20 protein-coding genes are annotated in these 17,889 nt (G+C 69.8%); 4 read left to right on the top strand and 16 right to left on the bottom strand.

What is annotated here, in order from left to right; all coding sequences use genetic code 11:
* Positions 1 to 146 precede the first annotated feature (146 nt).
* The 13 genes from GV790_RS27795 to clpS all read right to left on the bottom strand — a co-directional run bounded on the left by GV790_RS27795 (position 147) and on the right by clpS (position 9,483).
* Complete coding sequence (locus GV790_RS27795) at positions 147 to 575, bottom strand: SRPBCC domain-containing protein (RefSeq protein WP_163817628.1); 429 nt, start codon at positions 573 to 575, stop codon at positions 147 to 149.
* A gap of 70 nt (positions 576 to 645) precedes the next feature.
* Positions 646 to 1,035 (bottom strand): DUF3817 domain-containing protein, encoded by a 390-nt coding sequence (locus tag GV790_RS27790; protein WP_375139436.1) that lies wholly within the window; start codon positions 1,033 to 1,035, stop codon positions 646 to 648.
* Positions 1,032 to 1,532: a transcriptional regulator gene (locus GV790_RS27785; protein WP_175586022.1), complete on the bottom strand. Its 501-nt coding sequence runs from the start codon at positions 1,530 to 1,532 to the stop codon at positions 1,032 to 1,034. The genes GV790_RS27790 and GV790_RS27785 overlap by 4 nt, the downstream gene beginning before the upstream one ends.
* Before the next feature lie 165 nt (positions 1,533 to 1,697).
* Positions 1,698 to 2,306, bottom strand: a complete 609-nt coding sequence (rdgB, locus tag GV790_RS27780; RefSeq protein ID WP_163817626.1) for an RdgB/HAM1 family non-canonical purine NTP pyrophosphatase — start codon at positions 2,304 to 2,306, stop codon at positions 1,698 to 1,700.
* The gene (gene rph / locus GV790_RS27775) at positions 2,306 to 3,076 is read right to left on the bottom strand and encodes a ribonuclease PH (RefSeq protein WP_104362029.1); all 771 of its coding nucleotides are present in this window, start codon (positions 3,074 to 3,076) and stop codon (positions 2,306 to 2,308) included. The genes rdgB and rph overlap by 1 nt, the downstream gene beginning before the upstream one ends.
* Before the next feature lie 80 nt (positions 3,077 to 3,156).
* Positions 3,157 to 3,921, bottom strand: a complete 765-nt coding sequence (locus tag GV790_RS27770) for a cyclic nucleotide-degrading phosphodiesterase (RefSeq protein WP_163817624.1) — start codon at positions 3,919 to 3,921, stop codon at positions 3,157 to 3,159.
* A gap of 292 nt (positions 3,922 to 4,213) precedes the next feature.
* Entirely contained in the window at positions 4,214 to 4,945 is a 732-nt protein-coding gene (locus GV790_RS27765; RefSeq protein WP_175586021.1) for a rhomboid family intramembrane serine protease, read from the bottom strand.
* 97 nt (positions 4,946 to 5,042) lie between these two features.
* Positions 5,043 to 6,005 (bottom strand): PLP-dependent cysteine synthase family protein, encoded by a 963-nt coding sequence (locus GV790_RS27760; RefSeq protein WP_163817621.1) that lies wholly within the window; start codon positions 6,003 to 6,005, stop codon positions 5,043 to 5,045.
* 6 nt (positions 6,006 to 6,011) lie between these two features.
* The gene (locus GV790_RS27755) at positions 6,012 to 6,284 is read right to left on the bottom strand and encodes a MoaD/ThiS family protein (protein WP_163817619.1); all 273 of its coding nucleotides are present in this window, start codon (positions 6,282 to 6,284) and stop codon (positions 6,012 to 6,014) included.
* Positions 6,285 to 6,323: 39 nt separating this feature from the next.
* Entirely contained in the window at positions 6,324 to 6,746 is a 423-nt protein-coding gene (locus GV790_RS27750) for a Mov34/MPN/PAD-1 family protein (protein ID WP_014349442.1), read from the bottom strand.
* Between the two features lie 416 nt (positions 6,747 to 7,162).
* Positions 7,163 to 8,224: a P1 family peptidase gene (locus GV790_RS27745; RefSeq protein WP_163817617.1), complete on the bottom strand. Its 1,062-nt coding sequence runs from the start codon at positions 8,222 to 8,224 to the stop codon at positions 7,163 to 7,165.
* Between the two features lie 295 nt (positions 8,225 to 8,519).
* Positions 8,520 to 9,167 (bottom strand): oxidative stress transcriptional regulator AosR, encoded by a 648-nt coding sequence (aosR, locus tag GV790_RS27740; RefSeq protein WP_178128428.1) that lies wholly within the window; start codon positions 9,165 to 9,167, stop codon positions 8,520 to 8,522.
* Positions 9,112 to 9,483, bottom strand: coding sequence for an ATP-dependent Clp protease adapter ClpS (gene clpS / locus GV790_RS27735; protein ID WP_036533908.1), 372 nt, complete (start codon positions 9,481 to 9,483; stop codon positions 9,112 to 9,114). Before clpS ends, aosR begins: the two co-directional genes overlap by 56 nt.
* Positions 9,484 to 9,698: 215 nt before the next feature.
* Here clpS and GV790_RS27730 point away from each other — a divergent pair, with 215 nt between their 5' ends.
* The 3 genes from GV790_RS27730 to GV790_RS27720 all read left to right on the top strand — a co-directional run bounded on the left by GV790_RS27730 (position 9,699) and on the right by GV790_RS27720 (position 13,922).
* Positions 9,699 to 11,009, top strand: a complete 1,311-nt coding sequence (locus GV790_RS27730; RefSeq protein ID WP_163817613.1) for a nicotinate phosphoribosyltransferase — start codon at positions 9,699 to 9,701, stop codon at positions 11,007 to 11,009.
* Between the two features lie 202 nt (positions 11,010 to 11,211).
* Entirely contained in the window at positions 11,212 to 11,784 is a 573-nt protein-coding gene (locus GV790_RS27725) for an isochorismatase family protein (protein ID WP_163817611.1), read from the top strand.
* Between the two features lie 89 nt (positions 11,785 to 11,873).
* Positions 11,874 to 13,922: an ATP-dependent DNA helicase gene (locus tag GV790_RS27720; protein WP_163817609.1), complete on the top strand. Its 2,049-nt coding sequence runs from the start codon at positions 11,874 to 11,876 to the stop codon at positions 13,920 to 13,922.
* 83 nt (positions 13,923 to 14,005) lie between these two features.
* Here the strand turns inward: GV790_RS27720 and GV790_RS27715 are convergent, their stop codons facing one another.
* Positions 14,006 to 14,782 carry an NAD(P)H-dependent oxidoreductase gene (locus GV790_RS27715; RefSeq protein WP_163817607.1) on the bottom strand — a complete coding sequence of 259 codons (777 nt, stop codon included), beginning with the start codon at positions 14,780 to 14,782 and terminating at the stop codon, positions 14,006 to 14,008.
* 139 nt (positions 14,783 to 14,921) lie between these two features.
* Between GV790_RS27715 and GV790_RS27710 the strand changes: the two genes are divergently transcribed.
* Positions 14,922 to 15,812 (top strand): helix-turn-helix transcriptional regulator, encoded by an 891-nt coding sequence (locus tag GV790_RS27710; RefSeq protein ID WP_163817604.1) that lies wholly within the window; start codon positions 14,922 to 14,924, stop codon positions 15,810 to 15,812.
* Between the two features lie 653 nt (positions 15,813 to 16,465).
* Here GV790_RS27710 and GV790_RS27705 read toward each other — a convergent pair.
* Together GV790_RS27705 and GV790_RS30615 are read right to left on the bottom strand one after the other, a co-directional pair.
* Positions 16,466 to 16,864, bottom strand: a complete 399-nt coding sequence (locus GV790_RS27705; protein WP_178128427.1) for a RidA family protein — start codon at positions 16,862 to 16,864, stop codon at positions 16,466 to 16,468.
* A 103-nt stretch (positions 16,865 to 16,967) separates the two neighbouring features.
* A complete protein-coding gene (locus tag GV790_RS30615; RefSeq protein WP_175586020.1) occupies positions 16,968 to 17,531 on the bottom strand; it encodes a hypothetical protein in 564 nt (187 codons plus the stop codon).
* Positions 17,532 to 17,889 lie beyond the last annotated feature (358 nt).

Raw genomic sequence — 17,889 nt, 5'->3', positions numbered from 1 at the left:
ACTGTGGACAACCCCCCGCCTGTGAATAACCGCCCCGCGCCCACCCCGGTGGCCGCGGAGTGATCACACAAGCAGTCTCCCTGTCACATAACGTATGGGGCCCAATTCGGTCGACAAGCTATGTGCTGGCTGCCCGGAGGGTGGGGCTAACTGGTGTGTTCTAGTGCCTGCTTGATGCGTTTGATGTGCGTCGCCCACATGCTGCGGGAGTGCTCGGCTTCCTGCTCGTCGGCGTTGTTGTCCTGGGTGAGAGTCAGGTGGGTGGTGTCGTCGCCGGTCAGTTCGTAGGTGAGGGTGTGGTAGTTCGCCGGGGTGTCCGGCTGGCCGGATAGTGGGCTGTAGTGGGTCAGCTTCAGTAAGCGGCCGGGTTCGGCGGCCAGGATCTCGCCCTTGTCGGTATAGGCGCGGTTCTGGTATTCGCCCTGCCAGACGATCGGGCTGCCGACCTGCCAGTCGGTGCGCACCTCGGCGCCGAACATGAAATCGCGGATCTGCTCCGGGTCGGTCAACGTCGCCCACACCTGCTGCGGCGAGGCATCGATGTCGATCTCGACGGTGGCGGTGAAGCCGGTCATCGCCCTCAACTCCTCTCGCTCGATACTTCGACCGTAGGCCGCGAGCGGGGATGAATCTTGCAGAAAGGCGTCAGACGCCGAAATCGCGCTTGACCTGCTGGGCGTTGCGGTGCTCGACGAAGAACGACAGCAGCGGGATGGTGCCGGCGAGCAGGGTGCCGACGGTGCGGCCGGCAGGCCAGCGCACCTTGACCGCGAGGTCGGCGGTGAAGATCAGGTAGATGAAGTACACCCAGCCATGCACGACGGCGATCCAGCGCGGGGTGTCGACGTCGAACCCGTACTGGGCGATCATCTCGGCGGTGAGCAGCAGCAGCCACAGACCGGTGGTCCAGGCCAGCACGCGGTAGCGCAACAGGGCGCTCTTGATCTTGCCGGTGTTCGCGGGGGCCTTGGCAGGGGTGGCGGGGGTGGCGCCGTCGGTCAGCGTGGTGTCGGTGGAGTTGTCGCTGGCGCTCAACCGGCGCTCCTCTCGGTGTCGCTGGTGTCGAGGCCCGCGGCGCGGACCCGTTCACCGATCTCGTCGGCGTGCAATTGCGCCAGGTACTTGTTGTATTCGGCCAGCGCGGAATCGCTGCCCCGCTCGGGCCCGGCCTTCGGCTGATCGACCCTGGCCTTCGGCCGCTCGGGCAGGATGCCGGCCGGGATCTCACGCGGCGCGGCCTTTTTCACCTTCGCCGGTTTCGGCGCGGCTTCCGCGGCCGCGGTCTGCTCCTCTTCGGCTTCGCTCTCCAAGCGGACGAACCGGAAGTACGCGAATACCGCGAACGCCGCGAACAGCGGCCACTGCAGCGCATACCCGAGGTTCTGGCCGGTGCCGCTGGACGACTCGAACCGCTCCCACTGCCACCATCCCAGCGCCAGGCACGCCACCGCGGCCACGACCACCAGCGCGATCAGCGCGGGCCGATTATGCCGGGGGCGATGCTGCGCCGAACGGTCGGAAGGAGCGGACACGCCTACCACGGTACCCGTCTACTACAGCGACCGTAGGAGCAGGTGGGCGCTCTCACGCGCGGCCACAGCGCAGAGCTCGGGCGACTAGAACGGTCAGCGGGCAGCAACGGCCGGGAGGGCGAGCAGCGACCGACGCACCGGACCGAGCCGGTACCGCGCGAACGTTCAGCCGGCCAGCGCGGTGAGGGCGGGCAGCAGCTGCTGCAACGCGCGACCGCGATGCGAGACGGCGTCCTTCTCGGCGGGCGTCAGCTGGGCGGCGGTGGTCGTCCCGCCGTCGGGGATGAACAGCGGGTCGTAGCCGAAGCCGCCGTCGCCCGCCGGCTCGCGGCCGATCGAGCCGGGCCATTCGCCGCGCACCACGATCTCCTCGCCGCCGGGCACCACGAGTGCGCAGGTGGAGACGAAGCGGGCGCCGCGGCGCTCATCGGGGACGTCGCCGAGCTGGGCGAGCAGCAACGCGTTGTTGGCGGCGTCGTCGCCGTGACGGCCCGACCAGCGCGCCGACAGCACGCCGGGCATGCCGTTGAGGGCGTCGACTTCGAGGCCGGAATCGTCGGCGACGCAGGGCAGGCCGGTGGCCGCGGCGCCGTCGCGGGCCTTGGCGAGGGCGTTCTCCTCGAACGTCGCGCCGGTCTCGGGCGCTTCGTCGTAGGCGGGGACGTCATCGAGGCCGACGATCTCGAGCCCCGCCACCCCGGCGTCGTCGAGGATGCGGCGCAGCTCGTTCAGTTTCTTGGCATTGCGGCTGGCGACGAGTACCCGGCGAGCCATCACTTCTTCTTCGGTTCGGCCGGCTCGGGCAGCACACCCGGGTACGGCAGCGCCAGCGCTTCTTTCTGGACGGCGAACAGCTGCTCGCAGCCGGCGAGCGCGGAATCGAGCAGCTTGTCCAGGGTGGAGCGCGGGAAGGTGGCGCCCTCACCGGTGCCCTGCACCTCGACGAGGGTGCCGGTATCGGTGGCGACGACGTTCATGTCCACCTCGGCGCGCGAATCCTCCTCGTAGGGCAGGTCAAGGCGCACCCGGCCGTCCACCACGCCGACGCTCACCGCGGCGATGGCGCAGGAGATCGGCTGCGGGTCGGCCAGCTTGCCCGCGGCCGCCAGGTAGGTGACCGCGTCGGCGAGCGCGACGTACGCGCCGGTGATCGCGGCGGTGCGGGTACCGCCGTCGGCTTGCAGCACATCGCAGTCGATGGCGATGGTGTTCTCGCCGATGGCGGCCAGGTCGATGCAGGCGCGCAGCGAACGCCCGATCAGGCGGCTGATCTCCTGGGTGCGGCCGCCGATCTTGCCCTTCACCGATTCCCGGCCGCTGCGGGTGTGGGTCGCCGCGGGCAGCATGGCGTATTCGGCGGTGAGCCAGCCGAGCCCGGTGTCGCGCCGCCACGCCGGCACGCCCTCGGTGACGCTCGCGGTGCACATCACCCGCGTCTGACCGAACTCCACCAGAACCGAACCAGCTGGATGCGTGGTGAATCCACGGGTGATCCGTACCTCGCGGAGCTCATCGTCCGCCCGTCCATCGGCTCGTCTCGACACGAGGGTCAGCGTAGTGGGACAGGGCGACCAGGGGACGGCGGGGGCTCGAGCGCGTCCCACTCAGTGGTCACGCAGATGGTTCAGAGGTCGAAAGTCTCCCCCGGCGCCACCGCGTGCACGGGTCCGGTGAACTCCGCCTTGGCTTCGGCGATGACGTCTTCGCGCGAGGTCCACGGCGGGATGTGGGTGAGCAGCAGCTCCTTGACGCCCGCCTCGGCCGCGATCCGGCCCGCCTCGGTGCCCGAAAGATGAATGCCAGGAGGACGATTGGCGGGATCGTGGGTCCAGGAGGCTTCCGCCATCAGAACATCGGCGCCCTGCGCGAGCTCCTGCACCTGATCACACATGGCGGTGTCGCCGGTGTAGACGAAGGTGCGCCCGGCGGCGGTGACGATACGGAGGCCGTAGGACTCCGGCGGGTGGAACATCCGGCGCGCGGTGACGGTGTGGCCGGGGCCGAACTCGACCGCCTCACCCTCGTTCCACGGACGCATGTCGATCACGTCGGACCAGTCATCGCATTCGCCGCCGACCTCGGCCGAGGCGTTGCCGATGCGCAGCGAGGTATCCGACGGGCCGCGCACGATCGCCCTGCCGACCGGCGGCGTCGGGTGATAGCGCCGCCAGACCAGCAGACCGGGCAGGTCGAGGCAGTGGTCGGCGTGCAAGTGGGTGAGGAAGATCGATACGTCCCCCGGGTTGGCGTAGCGCTGCAACGCGCCGAGCACTCCCGGTCCGAAATCGATGACGACCGGCTGCATATCCGGGCCGGTGAGCAGGTACCCCGACGCTGGGGAGTCCGGGCCGGACACACTGCCCGAGCACCCGAGGACGGTAAGGCGCATCCCACCATGCTGCCACGACGAATTCTCGCTCAAGAGCCGATCCCCCAAAAAGCCGGGCCGCAGCCGCTGGGACCGGAAACTCGCGACGAGACCGGTCTGCGCCGCACGACGGTGTGGACGTTCATCACCAGAGAGTACCCAGCCGGCCCCCGCTCCACCCCATCCGAACGAAAAGCCGGGGGCGCCACAAGGTTCCGCAGCCGACGGGCGGCATCGCTCCGATTACGTGAGTCTCCGATAGACCCGGCTCGACGGCCGAAACGACCTACATCACCGCGGTGCAGGAACTACTTCACCGCGACCGCGGCTGGGCTCCGGGTATCGCGCGCTGCCGCTTGCGCTCATCCCCCGACAGCATCCAGGCCGCGAGCACACCGCCGACCGCCCCGAACAGATGTCCCTGCCAGGAGATCCCCGACGGCCCCGGCAGCACACCCCACAGCAGCGAGCCGTAGACGGCGAACACGATCAATCCGATGACGATCTGACCGACGTGCCTGCCGAACCAGCCGCGCAGGATGATGAACGTCAGCCAGCCGAAGACCAGCGCCGACGCGCCCAGATGCACGGTGCCCGATCCGCCGGTGAGCCAGGTGCCCACCCCCGCGACCACCCAGATGATCGCCGTCGCCGCGAGGCCGCGGCCGATGCCGGAGACCAGGGCGAGGAACCCGAGCACCAGGACCGGCAGGGTATTGCTGATCAGATGCGCCCAGCCACCGTGCAGGACCGGGGCGTACAGGATGCCGGAGAGCCCGTCGAGCTGACGTGGTTCGATGCCGGCCTGATCCAGATCGACGCTGGAGACGGCATCGACACCTTCGATCACGTAGAGCGAGGCGGTGAAGCCGAGGATGATCGCAGCGGCCTGTGCCCACACCGCGCCGAACCGGCCGGGCGATCCCGAGGGCCTGGTCGGCGGTGCTGAGCCGGGCGCAGGTGGACGTGACTGCTGAGCCCGCAGCGCCGCGATCCGCTCGGGATCGAACGAGGCCCCGATTCCGGTACCACCGGTCACCGCCATCACCTCCTCGCGGCGCCGGACCCGGGTCCGGCACCGGCAACGCCGATCGCCGGCGGCGCTGACACCGCCGAACGCACCTTCGAGGGTACCGGCGACCTCAGGCCCAGAGCTGGCCGTCGAGGCGTTCCTCGGCCTCTTCCAGCGTGCCGTCGTAGGCACCGGTGGACAGGTATTTCCAGCCGCCGTCGGCGACCACGAACGCGATATCGGCCCTGGTACCGGCCTTGACGGCCTTCCGAGCGACACCGAGCGCGGCATGCAGGATCGCGCCGGTGGAAATGCCGGCGAAAATGCCCTCTTCCAGCACCAGTTCCCTGGTGCGGCGCACCGCGTCATAGGGGCCGACGGAGAAGCGGGTGGTGAGCACCGACTCGTCGTAGAGCTCCGGGATGAAACCCTCGTCGATATTGCGCAGCCCGTACACCAGCTCGCCGTAGCGCGGCTCGGCCGCGACGATCTCGATGCCCGGCACCTTCTCCCGCAGGAATCGGCCGGTGCCCATCAGGGTGCCGGTGGTGCCGAGACCCGCCACGAAATGGGTGATCTCGGGCAGATCGGCCAGAATTTCGGGGCCGGTGGTCTCGTAGTGGGCGAGCGCGTTGGCCGGGTTGCCGTACTGGTAGAGCATCACCCAGTCCGGGTTGTCCGCGGCGATCTGCTTGGCCATGGCGACGGCTTGGTTGGAGCCGCCCGCCGCCGGTGAATCGATGATCCGCGCACCGAACATGGTGAGCAGCTGCCGCCGCTCCACCGAGGTGTTCTCCGGCATCACACACACCAGCTGATAGCCCTTGAGCTTGGCCGCCATGGCGAGTGAGATCCCGGTATTGCCGCTGGTCGGCTCCAGAATCGTGCAGCCGGGCGTCAACCGGCCGTCGGCCTCGGCCTGTTCGATCATGCGCAGGGCCGGGCGATCCTTGATCGACCCGGTGGGGTTGCGATCCTCCAGCTTGGCCCACAACCGCACCGGATGCTCGCCCTCCCACTGCGGGGACAGGTTGCGCAAACCGACCAGCGGCGTGTTGCCGAGGGTCGCGATCAGCGATTCGTACCGCGCCACGTGGGCCTAGCCTCCGGCGACGGCGGGCAGGATGGTGACGCTCGCGCCCTCGGGCACCTCGGCCTCGAGGCCGCCGGCGAACCGCACGTCCTCGTCGTCGACGTAGATGTTGACGTACCGGTTGAGCTTGCCGTCCTTGAGCAGCCGCTCCTTGAGCCCGGTGAAGTTGGCGTCCAGGTTCTCGATCAGCGCCGCCAGCGTGGAGCCCTCGGCCTCGACCCGCTTCTCACCTCCGGTCAACGGGCGCATGATGGTCGGGATGGACACGGTTACCGGCATCGGAGAACTCCTCGGGTGACAAACGAATATCGTTGGCGGTCAGTTGGTTTCGTAGCTGTCGACGATCTTCACCGGCTCCTCGGTGACCTCGCCGTCCAGGATCCGGTAGCTGCGCAGCTCGTGCCGCTCGGGATCGCGGGTGGAGATCAGCACGTAGTGGGCGTCCGGTTCGGAGGCGTAGGAGATGTCGGTGCGGCTCGGGTAGGCCTCGGTGGCGGTATGGGAGTGATAGATCACCACCGGCACCTCGTCGGCGTCGTCCATGGCGCGCCACACCTTCAGCTGCTCGGCCGAATCGAAGCGGTAGAAGGTGGGCGAGCGCTCGGCGTTGATCATGGCCACGAAACGTTCCGGGCGATCGGAGCCCTCCGGCCCGGCAATGATGCCGCATGCCTCGTCGGGGTGGTCGGCGCGCGCATGCGCCACCATCTCGTCGACGAGGTCGGCCCTGATCACGAGCACAATCGAACCCTTCCGCCTATCCGCACAGCCGTCACCGATCTGACACAGCCGTCAACGAGTGAGGATATTCGGGTATTCCGGGCGGGCTGAATCTGGCTCCTTCCAGCGCGGCGACCAGCGGGGATCGGTGGCCTGATCCGCTCAGGGGCGGAGCACGGGCGGCGGAGACGCATGGACCATGCCCAGGCCGAGCGGGGACGCCGAGATTACGGGCCGAACCGCGGCCGGCAGCCGGCATCGGTGACGGCAGGACGCGCGAAGGCGTCGACCGGAACGCCGTCGCAAAGACCGATGCACCCGCGTCGGGGCGCGCTCCGGCGTCCCAGCTCGCGGCGAGCGGCTTCGGGCGTGGTGCCGACGGTGACGAAGTATGCGACGTGCCGATAGGGCTCCCGACCGCTTCCACCCCGGCGGGGTCAGCGCGGAAACAGCTCGGTGTACGACGGGATCCCGGCCAATGAGCGGGCGGAGAGGATGGCGTCGACGATCGCGCGCTCTACGCACACGGCGGCCGCGGTGCAGAGCTGATCCAGAACCAGCAGGTCGGTCGGGAACGCCGGAGGCAGCGGCGGAGGTTCCGGCGCGGTGGCCGTTCCCGTGGCGAGGACGAAGATGGTGTCGCCGTCGAGCGGGGAATGCGCGGGGCGGATGGCGCGGGCGAGGCCGTCGTGGGCGGTGGTGGCCAGGCGGCGGGCGGCGAGGGTGTCCAGCGGGGCGTCGGTGGCGACGACGCCGATGGTGGTGTTGAGGATCGTGCCCTTGACCGGGAGGGCATTGGCGACGGCGAGTTGTTCGGGGGTGGCGGGAGTCAGGCCGAAGTGATCGGGGCCGTCGGTGCCCGCGCCCCAGAGCAGACCCGTGCGCGGGTCGAAGACCGAGCCGACCGGGTTGGCCACCATCAGCGCGGCGACCGTCATCCCGGCCGCCGGACCGTCACCGAGCACGATGCTCGCACTGCCGATACCGCCCTTGATGGCGCCCGCGCGCGCCCCGACCCCCGCGCCCACCGTGCCGCGTTCGAATTCGACGGCCGCGCCGGCGGCGGCACGATAGCCGAATTCGGCCGTCGGCCGAATGTTCCAGTCCCCCACCGGAAGATCGAAGATCACCGCACCCGGCACGATCGGCACCACGCGGCTCGGATCGGCCGGGTCCATCGGAATCCCGGCGCCGTTCTCGTCCAGCCACCGCATCACCCCGTCGGCGGCCGCGAGCCCGTACGCGCTCCCTCCGGTGAGCAGCACCGCATCCGCCCGGCGCACCGTGTTCAACGGATCCAGCACATCGGTTTCCCTGGTGCCCGGCCCGCCGCCGCGCACATCCACCGCGGCCACCGCTGCGCCCGGTACCCGGATCACCGTGCACCCCGTCGCCGCACCGGACCCCACGGTCGCCTCGTCATCGAGCACGTGGTGATGCCCAACCAGCACACCAGGCACATCGGTCAGCGAATTACGCGCGCCCGCCACCGCATTCACGAGAACTCCTTGTCGCCGGTCCCGCCGCCGACGCTACCGCGCGTGCGGCGGGTGCGTTGCCGAGCGGCCACGCAACCACGATCACGCACCTTCGAGATCCGGCGACCGGTCGGCGGAGACCCGGGAACGCTTCGCATCGCCGCACCGCCTGGACGGCGGCAGTTGACTCTTGATCAGCGGGTTCGAGGTTCGCGTCTTCATTCAGGGCGCCTGCGGCAACAGCGTGTGCACGGCTTTCGTTCCGCCGGACCGAGTGGACGCGCCGGCCACCGTCCGCGAGCGCTGCGGGACAGGTCTACGGCGCGAGCGCTTGCAGCAGCGAATCCTGCATCCAGGTCAACCAGTGATAGACGTCCAGATGCGGGGCGCGCGGATCGTCGGGGTCGAACTGTTCGGGCGTGTCGGCATCGATACCGAGGACTGCGCCCAGGGCGAGGCGGACGTCGGTGAGGGCGGTGAGCCAGGCGTCGGCCTGTTCGGGGGTGATGATGATGCGGCCGCCGTCGGAGGGGCAGGTGTCCAGCACGACGGCTCCTGCGGCCAGTTTGGCGTCGATGATCTCGGGTTCGTGCAGGCTGCGCAGGGCACTGTTGAGGTCGGCGCGGTCGGCGTCGGGGGAACCCGGTTCGCTGCGATGGAAATCCGGCAGCAGGCGCAGCAGGCGCGGATCGTCGGGTGGGGTGGCGTTACCGGTGCGCAGACCGGTGAGCGCGGCGAGATCGTCGTCGGGGGCCGAGGAGGCTCGATCGGTGAGCAGTCCGGAGACCGCACCGACCAGCGACCGCAGCACGCCGGCTTCCCGGGCGTCCATTTCGGATCGCAGTTTGAGACCGCTCAGCGAATTCTTCCGGCTCCACTTACGCACGTCGCTACGGTAGCCGTCCGAGTCAGTCGTCTCGCTGCATGGTCGCCCACAGTCCCGCGGCGTGTAGCCGACGCACATCCTGTTCCATTTTGTCCCGGGAGCCGGACGATACGACCGCCTTGCCCTCGTTGTGCACCTTGAGCATCAACTCGGTCGCCTTGGCTTTGCTGTAGCCGAACAGCTTCTGGAAGATGTAGGTCACGTAGTGCATGAGGTTGACCGGGTCGTCCCAGACGACCGTGACCCACGGCCGATCTTCCGCCTCCAGGATCTCGGTGTATTCCACCGCCTCGGGCGTCGCCTGTGCCGACAGCGTCGCGTTCGCGGCGACCGCGACGGCGCCGACACGGGCCGCGTCCGTCCGATAGCGGGGTGCTGTATTGCACAGGGCCATACCGTCAAGGGTACGACGAGCACCCGGATACACAACACCCGAGCATGATCAATTCCGCCGTTTCGGCCGTGATATCCGGCTTGCCTGCCTTATCATGCCGCCGCGGTTCACCCCGGTCGGGCGAGGGATTCGCGGCATCGTCGGCCCGCCGCACCGGCCCCTGCGCCCGGCTCCGCGACGCTGGGCGGGCGCGCAGCCCGCATTACAGTGACAGCGTGGATCGCCGCGACGAGGTCACCAGCACCGCACTGCTGACCGATCAGTACGAACTGACCATGCTCGCCGCCGCGCTGACCGATGGTTCCGCGCACCGGCAGTGCACCTTCGAAGTATTCGCCCGGCGGTTGCCACACGGACGGCGTTACGGCGTCGTCGCGGGTACCGGACGGCTGCTCGAGGCGCTGGACGAGTTCCGCTTCGGGGAACACGAGCTGGAGATCGTCTCCCGGTTCCTCGACAAGAACACCGTCGACTGGTTGCGCGATTTCCGCTTCACCGGCGATATCGACGGCTACGCCGAAGGCGACCTGTATTTCCCCGGCTCGCCCATCCTCTCGGTGCGCGGCACCTTCGCCGAATGCGTGTTGCTGGAGACCCTCGCCCTCTCGATCCTCAATCACGACAGCGCCATCGCCTCGGCGGCCGCGCGCATGGTCAGCGCCGCGGCACGGCGGCGGATGATCGAAATGGGATCGCGGCGCACCCACGAATTGGCCGCACCCGCCAGCGCCCGCGCCGCCTACCTGGCCGGATTCGACGCCACCTCGAACCTGGAAGCGGTGCGCCGCTTCGGCGTGCCCGGCGCGGGCACCAGCGCGCACGCGTTCACCCTGCTGCACAGCGGCGCCGACGGCGCGCACGAAGCCGCCGCGTTCCGCAGCCAGATCGACGCGCTCGGCGTCGGCACCACGCTGCTGGTCGACACCTTCGACATCACCAAAGGCGTAGCCACCGCCATCGAGATCGCCGGACCGGAGCTCGGCGGCGTGCGCATCGATTCCGGCGACCTCGGCGTGCTGGCCCGGCAGGTGCGCGATCAGCTCGACGAACTCGGCGCCACCAAGACCCGCATCGTGGTCTCCGGCGATCTGGACGAGTACGCGATCGCCGCACTGCGCGCCGAGCCGGTCGACGTCTACGGCGTCGGCACCTCGCTGGTCACCGGTTCCGGCGCGCCGACGGCCGGAATGGTCTACAAACTGGTCGAGGTGGACGGCGTGCCGGTCGCCAAACGCAGCAGTCACAAGGAGTCGCGCGGCGGAACCAAGCGGGCGGTCCGGCTGGCCCGGCGCACCGGCACCATCGTCGAGGAGATCATCTACCCGGCGTCCGGCGAACGGCCCTCGGCGAACGGTTTCGAAATGCGCGACCTGCTGGTCCCGCTGGTCCGCAAGGGCCAGATCCTCGATCAGCCGACGCTGGCGGAAAGCCGCGACTTCGTCGCGCGAGGGTTGGTCTCACTACCGTGGGAAGGCCTCAAACTCTCCGCCGGCGATCCCGCCATCCCGACGACGTTCCTTACCTGACCTGCGCGGCGGCGGACGAGCGGCCCTCGGCCACCGCACCTACACCCCTGAGGTACAGCGCGGCTGCCGCTCGATGGATCCAGCCGGAGGCGCACAAGCCACACCGATGGTTCGGTAGTGCGCGCGTGACCGGCCCCCAGCGCCCGCCGAACCATGACGCCGTAGGCGTGCCCGGTGATCTGCGCGAGGGCAGAATTGGGGTATGGGTCGAGCTCTGGTGATCGTGGACGTGCAGAACGATTTCTGCGAGGGCGGTTCGCTGGCCGTCGCGGGCGGTGCTCGGGTGGCCGAGCGGATCAGCGCGCACGCGCGGGCGCACGCCGACGAGTACGCGGCGGTGGTGGCGACCCGCGATTTCCACATCGATCCCGGCGCGCATTTCTCCGACACTCCCGATTTCGTGGACAGCTGGCCGCCGCACTGCCGGGTCGGCACGCCGGGCGCGGACTTCCATCCGAACTTCGACACCACGCCGGTGCAGGAGGTGTTCGCCAAGGGCGCCTATGCCGCCGCCTACTCGGGGTTCGAGGGCGCCGCCGATGACGGCACGCCGCTGGCCGACTGGCTGAAGACGCGCGATATCGACGCGGTGGACGTCGTCGGGATCGCCACCGACCACTGTGTGCGCGCCACCGCGCTGGACGCGGCGGCCGCCGGATTCGATACCCGCGTACTGCTCGGACTCACCGCGGCGGTCGCGCCGGAGACCACGGAAAAGGCGCTGGAGCAGCTGCGAGGAGCCGGAGTGGAGCTCGAGGGCGCACTCGACAGCTGAGCCGACGCTATCGGCGGGTTATCGCCATCCCCGGCACGAGCCCGCGCGACCGTCGGCGGCTTGTCGGTGCGGCGCAGTAGGCTGCCGGGGTGCCCGAACTTCCGCCCGTACCGGCCCTGTTGTCCGCTGCCGTCTCCGCGCTCGGCGGCAAGGAACGGCCCGGTCAGGTGGCGATGGCCGCCGCGGTCGATCACGCCATCGACACCAAGGAACATCTGGCGGTACAGGCCGGCACCGGCACCGGCAAGTCGCTGGCCTACCTGGTGCCGAGCCTGCGGCACGCGGTGCGCACCGGGCGCACGGTGGTGGTGTCCACGGCGACGATCGCGCTGCAACGTCAGCTGGTCGATCGCGATCTGCCCCGTCTCGCCGAAGCGCTGTCGAAACCACTGGGCCGCACCCCGCAATTCGCGATCCTCAAGGGCCGCAACAACTATCTGTGCCTGAACAAGATCAACAGCGCGATTCCGGACGAGCCGGCCGAGGCCGAACTGTTCGACGCCTTCGCGGTCTCGCGGCTGGGCCGTGAGGTGCAGCGGCTCAACGAATGGGCCTCCGATACCGAGACCGGCGACCGCGACGAGCTCGCCCCCGGCGTCTCCGATCGGGCGTGGCGGCAGGTCAGCGTGTCCTCGCGGGAATGCCTCGGCAAAACGCGCTGCCCGTTCGGCCAAGATTGCTTCGCCGAGAAGGCCAGGGCCGAATCGGCGCAGGCCGACATCGTCGTCACCAACCACGCCCTGCTGGCCATCGACGCCATCAGCGGCATCCAGGTACTGCCCGAACACGATGTGGTCGTGGTCGACGAGGCGCACGAACTGGTCGACCGCGTCACCGGCGTGGCGACCGCCGAACTGTCGGCCGTCGCGATCACCGCCGCGGCCCGCCGCTGCGCCAAACTCATCGATGAACAAGAAGTGGACCGGCTCGAAGCCGCGGGCGAGGCCCTGCACGCCGCCCTCGACGAGCTGCCCGCCAGCCGCTGGGACGCCATCCCCGAGGGGATCGCCCCGGTGCTCGCGCTGGTCCGCGATGCCGCCTGGAACGCCCACACCGCGCTCGCCCCGCAGGGCAGCAGCACCCCACAGGGCGATGCCGATACCGCCGCCGCCCGCACTCGCGCGGTCGCCGCCGTCGAAGAGGTGCACGACGCGGCGGTGCGCGCGCTCGCCGCCTTCGACGAACCCGATCCGGCGGCCCGCCGGGATGTGGTGTGGCTCGCCGCCGACGAACTGCGCGGCGTCACTCGCCGCACCTTGCGGATGGCGCCGCTATCGGTGGGCGGGCTGCTGCGCAGCAGGCTGTTCGGCGCGGCCACGGTGGTGCTGACCTCGGCGACTTTGCAGATCGGCGGCTCGTTCGACGGGCTGGCCATCACCTGGGGCCTGCCAGCCCAGTCCGCGGGCCGCACCGATACCGCCACCGCCAACGGCGCCGAAGCCCCCTCGGACAACGAGACGGTCCGCTGGAGCTCCCTCGATGTCGGTTCCCCGTTCGACCACGCGAAATCCGGGATCCTCTACGTCGCCAAACATCTGCCCGCGCCCGGCCGAGATGGCCTGTCCCCCGCCTACCTCGACGAGATCGAACGCCTCATCACCGCCGCCGGCGGGCGCACGCTCGGGCTGTTCTCCTCCATGCGCGCCGCCAAAGCCGCCACCGAGGCGCTGCGCAGCCGCTTGGACACCCCGGTGCTGTGCCAAGGCGAGGATTCGACCGGTGCGCTGGTGCGCAAGTTCGCCGACGATCCCGAGACCTCCTTGTTCGGCACGCTCTCGCTGTGGCAGGGCGTCGACGTGCCCGGCCCGTCGCTGAGCCTGGTGATCCTGGACCGCATCCCGTTCCCCCGGCCCGACGATCCGCTGCTCACCGCGCGGCAGCGGGCGGTCGAATCGCGCGGCGGCAACGGCTTCATGTCCGTCGCCGCCAGCCATGCCGCACTGCTGCTGGCCCAGGGCACCGGACGGTTGCTGCGCAGCGTCGACGATCGCGGCGTGGTCGCCATCCTCGACCCCCGTCTGGCCACCGCCCGCTACGGCGGCTACCTGCGGGCATCGCTGCCGCCGTACTGGGAAACCAGCGACCCCGAGGTGGTCACCAAGGCACTGCAACGACTCACCGCTGCGGCCAAGGTTTGAGGTTCGCCCGCCGCCGGTCGCGCCGCCCGGCGTCGTCGAAACCCCAGACTGCGCTCACGGGCATTCGGATCGCTGGTTCCGTATCAGCGCACGTGCAGGCCGAATCCCGTGCGGCCGGCGGGTTCCAGGCCGGGTTTCAGTTGCAGGGCGGGTAGTTCGTAGTCGCCGAAGTTCTGCCGCCGGAAGGGGATCGGCTCGGTCGAGGCCAACGTCAGCAGCCGCTGCTCCCATGCCTTGGCGATATCGGGAAAGTCTTCGCTGGGTAACCGGTCGGCGCCGTACACCGCGAACGGCGGCAATACCTCGATGCCCGGATAGAAGAGGATGCCGTGGTGGATCGGGAACAGCAGGTCGTCGATGGGGCCGTTGATTCCCCTTGGGCCGTAATGCGATTCGAGGCCGCCGATGGTCACCGACAGCAATGCCCTGCGCCCCGCCAGCGTGCCCTCGCCGTAGCGCTCGCCGTACTTGGTGTCGCTGTGCTCGCCGACGCCGTAGGCGAAGCGATAGGTGAACACTCGGTCGAACCAGCCCTTGAGGATGGCCGGCATCGAATACCACCACAGCGGGAACTGGAAGATGATCGTGTCGGCCCACAGCAGTTTGTCCTGCTCGGCGCGCACATCGGGGGTGAGCAGGCCGGATTCGAAAGCCCGCCCCGAGTCCCCCGCCACCCGCAGCGGCGACGAGGCGGCGGGGCCGTAATCGGCGGCGTCAACGGTGGCTTTCCAGTTCATCGCGTACAGGTCGCTCACCCGCACCTCGTGCCCGGCGGTCTCCAGCGTGTCCACCGCGAGATCCTTCAGCGCGCTGTTGAGCGAGTTCGGTTCGGGGTGGGCGTGGACGATCAGCGTCTTCATGGGAGCTCCTATCGGATCGGATGAGTTCGATCCTGAGCGCTGGGAAGCTCCGCATTCAGGGGCGCCGCGACCGTCGGACGGGACTTCCTGGTATCGACAGGACCACGTTCGCGGGCGCGGCCGCGGCCATACTGGGGCTATGGACGATCTCGCCGGCTTCCTGCGGACCAGGCGCTCCCGGGTGGATCCGGCCGACGTCGGCATCCCCGCCGACCGCCGCCGCCGGGTCGAAGGGTTGCGCCGCGAAGAGGTCGCGCATCTGTCGGGCGTGAGCGTCGACTACTACGTCCGCCTCGAACAGGGCCGCGCCACCCAGCCCTCCGAGCAGATCCTCGACGCCCTTGCCCGGGTGCTCGGCCTGGACGAGACCGAACGCGAGCATCTCTACCGCCTCGCCCGCCAACGCCGCCGCCGCGCGAAGGTCCCCGCGCCCCGGGTGCGCCCGGAGCTGCTGCGGGTGCTCGACCTGGTCGCCGGCGCACCCGCGCTGATCATGGACCACCGCTTGGACGTGCTCGCGGGAAACCGTCTCGCCGAACTGCTCTACGGCCGGCCGCTGAAGGGCATGAACACCGCACGGCACATCTTCCTCGAGGAAGACCACCGCGGTCTGTACGCGGAGTGGGAGACCTGCACCCTCGACGCCGTCGGCCACCTGCGCCTGGCCGCGGGCAAATACCCCGACGACCCACGCCTGGCCTCGCTCATCGGCGAGCTGGCGATGGGCAGCGAACGCTTCCGCAAGCTCTGGGCCCGCGCCGACGTGCGCGCCCGCACCCACGGGCGCAAGGCCTACCACCACCCGCTGGTCGGGCTGCTCGAACTACACCAGGAAAACTTCGCCCTCCCCGACGAATCGGGCATGGAACTCCTGGTACTGACCGCCGAACCGAACAGCCCGACCGAAGACGGCCTGCGGCTGCTCGCCGGTTTGGGCGCGGACCACACCGCCGCGCAACCCGGCGCAAACGACGAGGCCCGCGCCGCAGCCGACAACACCTGCCCGGCACCGCGAAAGCGCCCAGACTGACGGGCACGCCCCGGTCCCAGCACGGTGGGCGCCGACATGGGCGGCCGTCCCCGGCTGACCCAGCAGCACAGCGATGTCGCGGCGCGGCCGCCCGGCCGCCCGCCAGGCGGCTGTGTAACGCGACGACCAACTACCCGGCAGCCGGACAGCCTGGCAACGGGCGCGGCGGCCACGCAGCGGAGCGGCTCTGGAACCCGTCGTGGCGACCCGGCTAGCCGGCGTGGCAGCCCGACGGCGGGGCGGGCCAGTAGCGCGGTGGGCGGGCCAGTAGCGCGACGACTGACCCGGCAGCGGGGCGGCCTGGCAGCGGGCGTGGCGCCGTGGCAGCCCGGCGCGGGACCGACGCGCAGCCTGATCGGCCCGGTAACCAGGTGGCGCCGTGGCGGTTCCGCGAACCGCGGCCCGTCGATCCCGCAGCCCGGCGGCGTGGCAGCCCAGCGCGTCGCAGGCGCGGCGACGCGCAGCCTCGTCGGCCCGGCAACCAGGCAGCCCGGCAACCAGGCAACCAGGCAACCAGGCAGCCCGGCGGCGCGGGAGCCCGGCGGCGCGGCGGACCAGCGCGGCGGCCCGGCGGCGGGCCGTGGGATCCGGACCAAGGCGCCCTCCCGGGCCATGCCGGTGACCACCGCAGAACTACGGCCACGCCGGACTCCCTACTCCCGCACCGCCACCGCGTCCACCTCGAACAGCATCCCCGGCAGCGCGAGCGCCGCGACGCCGGTCAGCGTCTGCGTGGGCGGTTGCTTGCCCCAGATCTCGGCGATCTTCTCGCCGAGCACCGCCAGCTTGGGCAGGTCGTGGTCGACGATGTGGGTGCGCAGTTGGGCGACGTCGGCGTAGTCCAGTCCCACCGAGCGCAACGCGATGCCGAGGTTGGCGAACGCCCGGTCGACCTGCGCGCCGAAATCTTCGCTCGTGGTGTGGCCTTCGGCGTCGGAATCGTATTGGCCTGCGATGAAGACCAGTTCGCCGCGCACGCGCGCGACGTGGCTGTAGCCGAATCCGGTCGGGTCGTGCAGGCCGTCGGGGTTGCTGATCTCGATGCTCACCATCGTCTCCTTCGTCATTGTCGGGTCGACGTGGAGATGACGACGCGGCGCCTGCGGGTGTGACATCGTCTGCGCGGCCGGGTTCAGGACAGCGGCAGCGGCCGGTTCAGGACAGCGGCAGCGACTTCCACCAGTCCATGAATTCCTCCGGGGTCTTGAACTTCCCGGTGGTGTAGAGCAGATACTGTGCGCGGTCGGCGATCGGGAAGCCGCTGACCATGGAATGTTCCTTCGGGTCTTTGCCCGCGAGGTGGTAGTTCTCGTAGATCACCGAGCCGTTGACGTCGCTGGTGATATCCATCGGTTTCAGCCCGTCGAGCACCTGCTGAACGTCGTGTCCGTCTTCGTATTTCATCAGGTAGTAGTCGGTGCGGCCGTCGTAGCAGTGCCAGGCCCCGGACCATTCGCCGAAATCGGGCCCGTCGGCGCTCTGCCCCTTCCACAGTTCGCGTCCTCGGGAGGGGTCCTGCGACATGCAGGTGTGGCCGTCGAACCCGAGGGCGAGATCACTGTCGGGCACCATCTCCGGGAATTCTTCGCTTATCGCCTGGATCGCCGTCGGCCCGCCCTTCTCGGGGAGGTTCGCGACGACAACGGCGACCAGCACGGCGACGATCGCGAGGGCCGCCGCCGCCGACAACCCGATGACGAGCCATTTACGTGAACGCACCGCGTCGACCGACGGCCTCGGCGATGCCGCGCCCGTCGTCGCCGAGGCCCGGCCCGGCGCGGCCGCGGCAGGTCCCGTCGTACTCCGGCCCCCTGCTTGCGGCCCGGGCGCGCTGGTCGGTCCACCCGTATGCCGCATGCCCGCACCGACGGGCCGAGCCTGCGCGTACGGCTGCGCCGGTGTATGTGGTTGTGCCGCGATCGGCTGCCCGTGTCCGGTCGCCATCGGTGCCTGCATGGCCCCCGCCGCCCGCACATACGGACCCGACGGATACGCATGCGGCCCCGACGGGTACGCCCCGCCCGAACAACTCACCGGGGCACCGCTCGATCACCGCACCGATCAGTATTCGCTGGCA

This window comes from Nocardia cyriacigeorgica (assembly GCF_010858045.1).
Taxonomy (GTDB): domain Bacteria; phylum Actinomycetota; class Actinomycetes; order Mycobacteriales; family Mycobacteriaceae; genus Nocardia; species Nocardia cyriacigeorgica_E.
The sequence above is the reverse complement of the archived record's forward strand: the minus strand, read 5'-3'. Positions and strand labels throughout refer to the sequence as shown.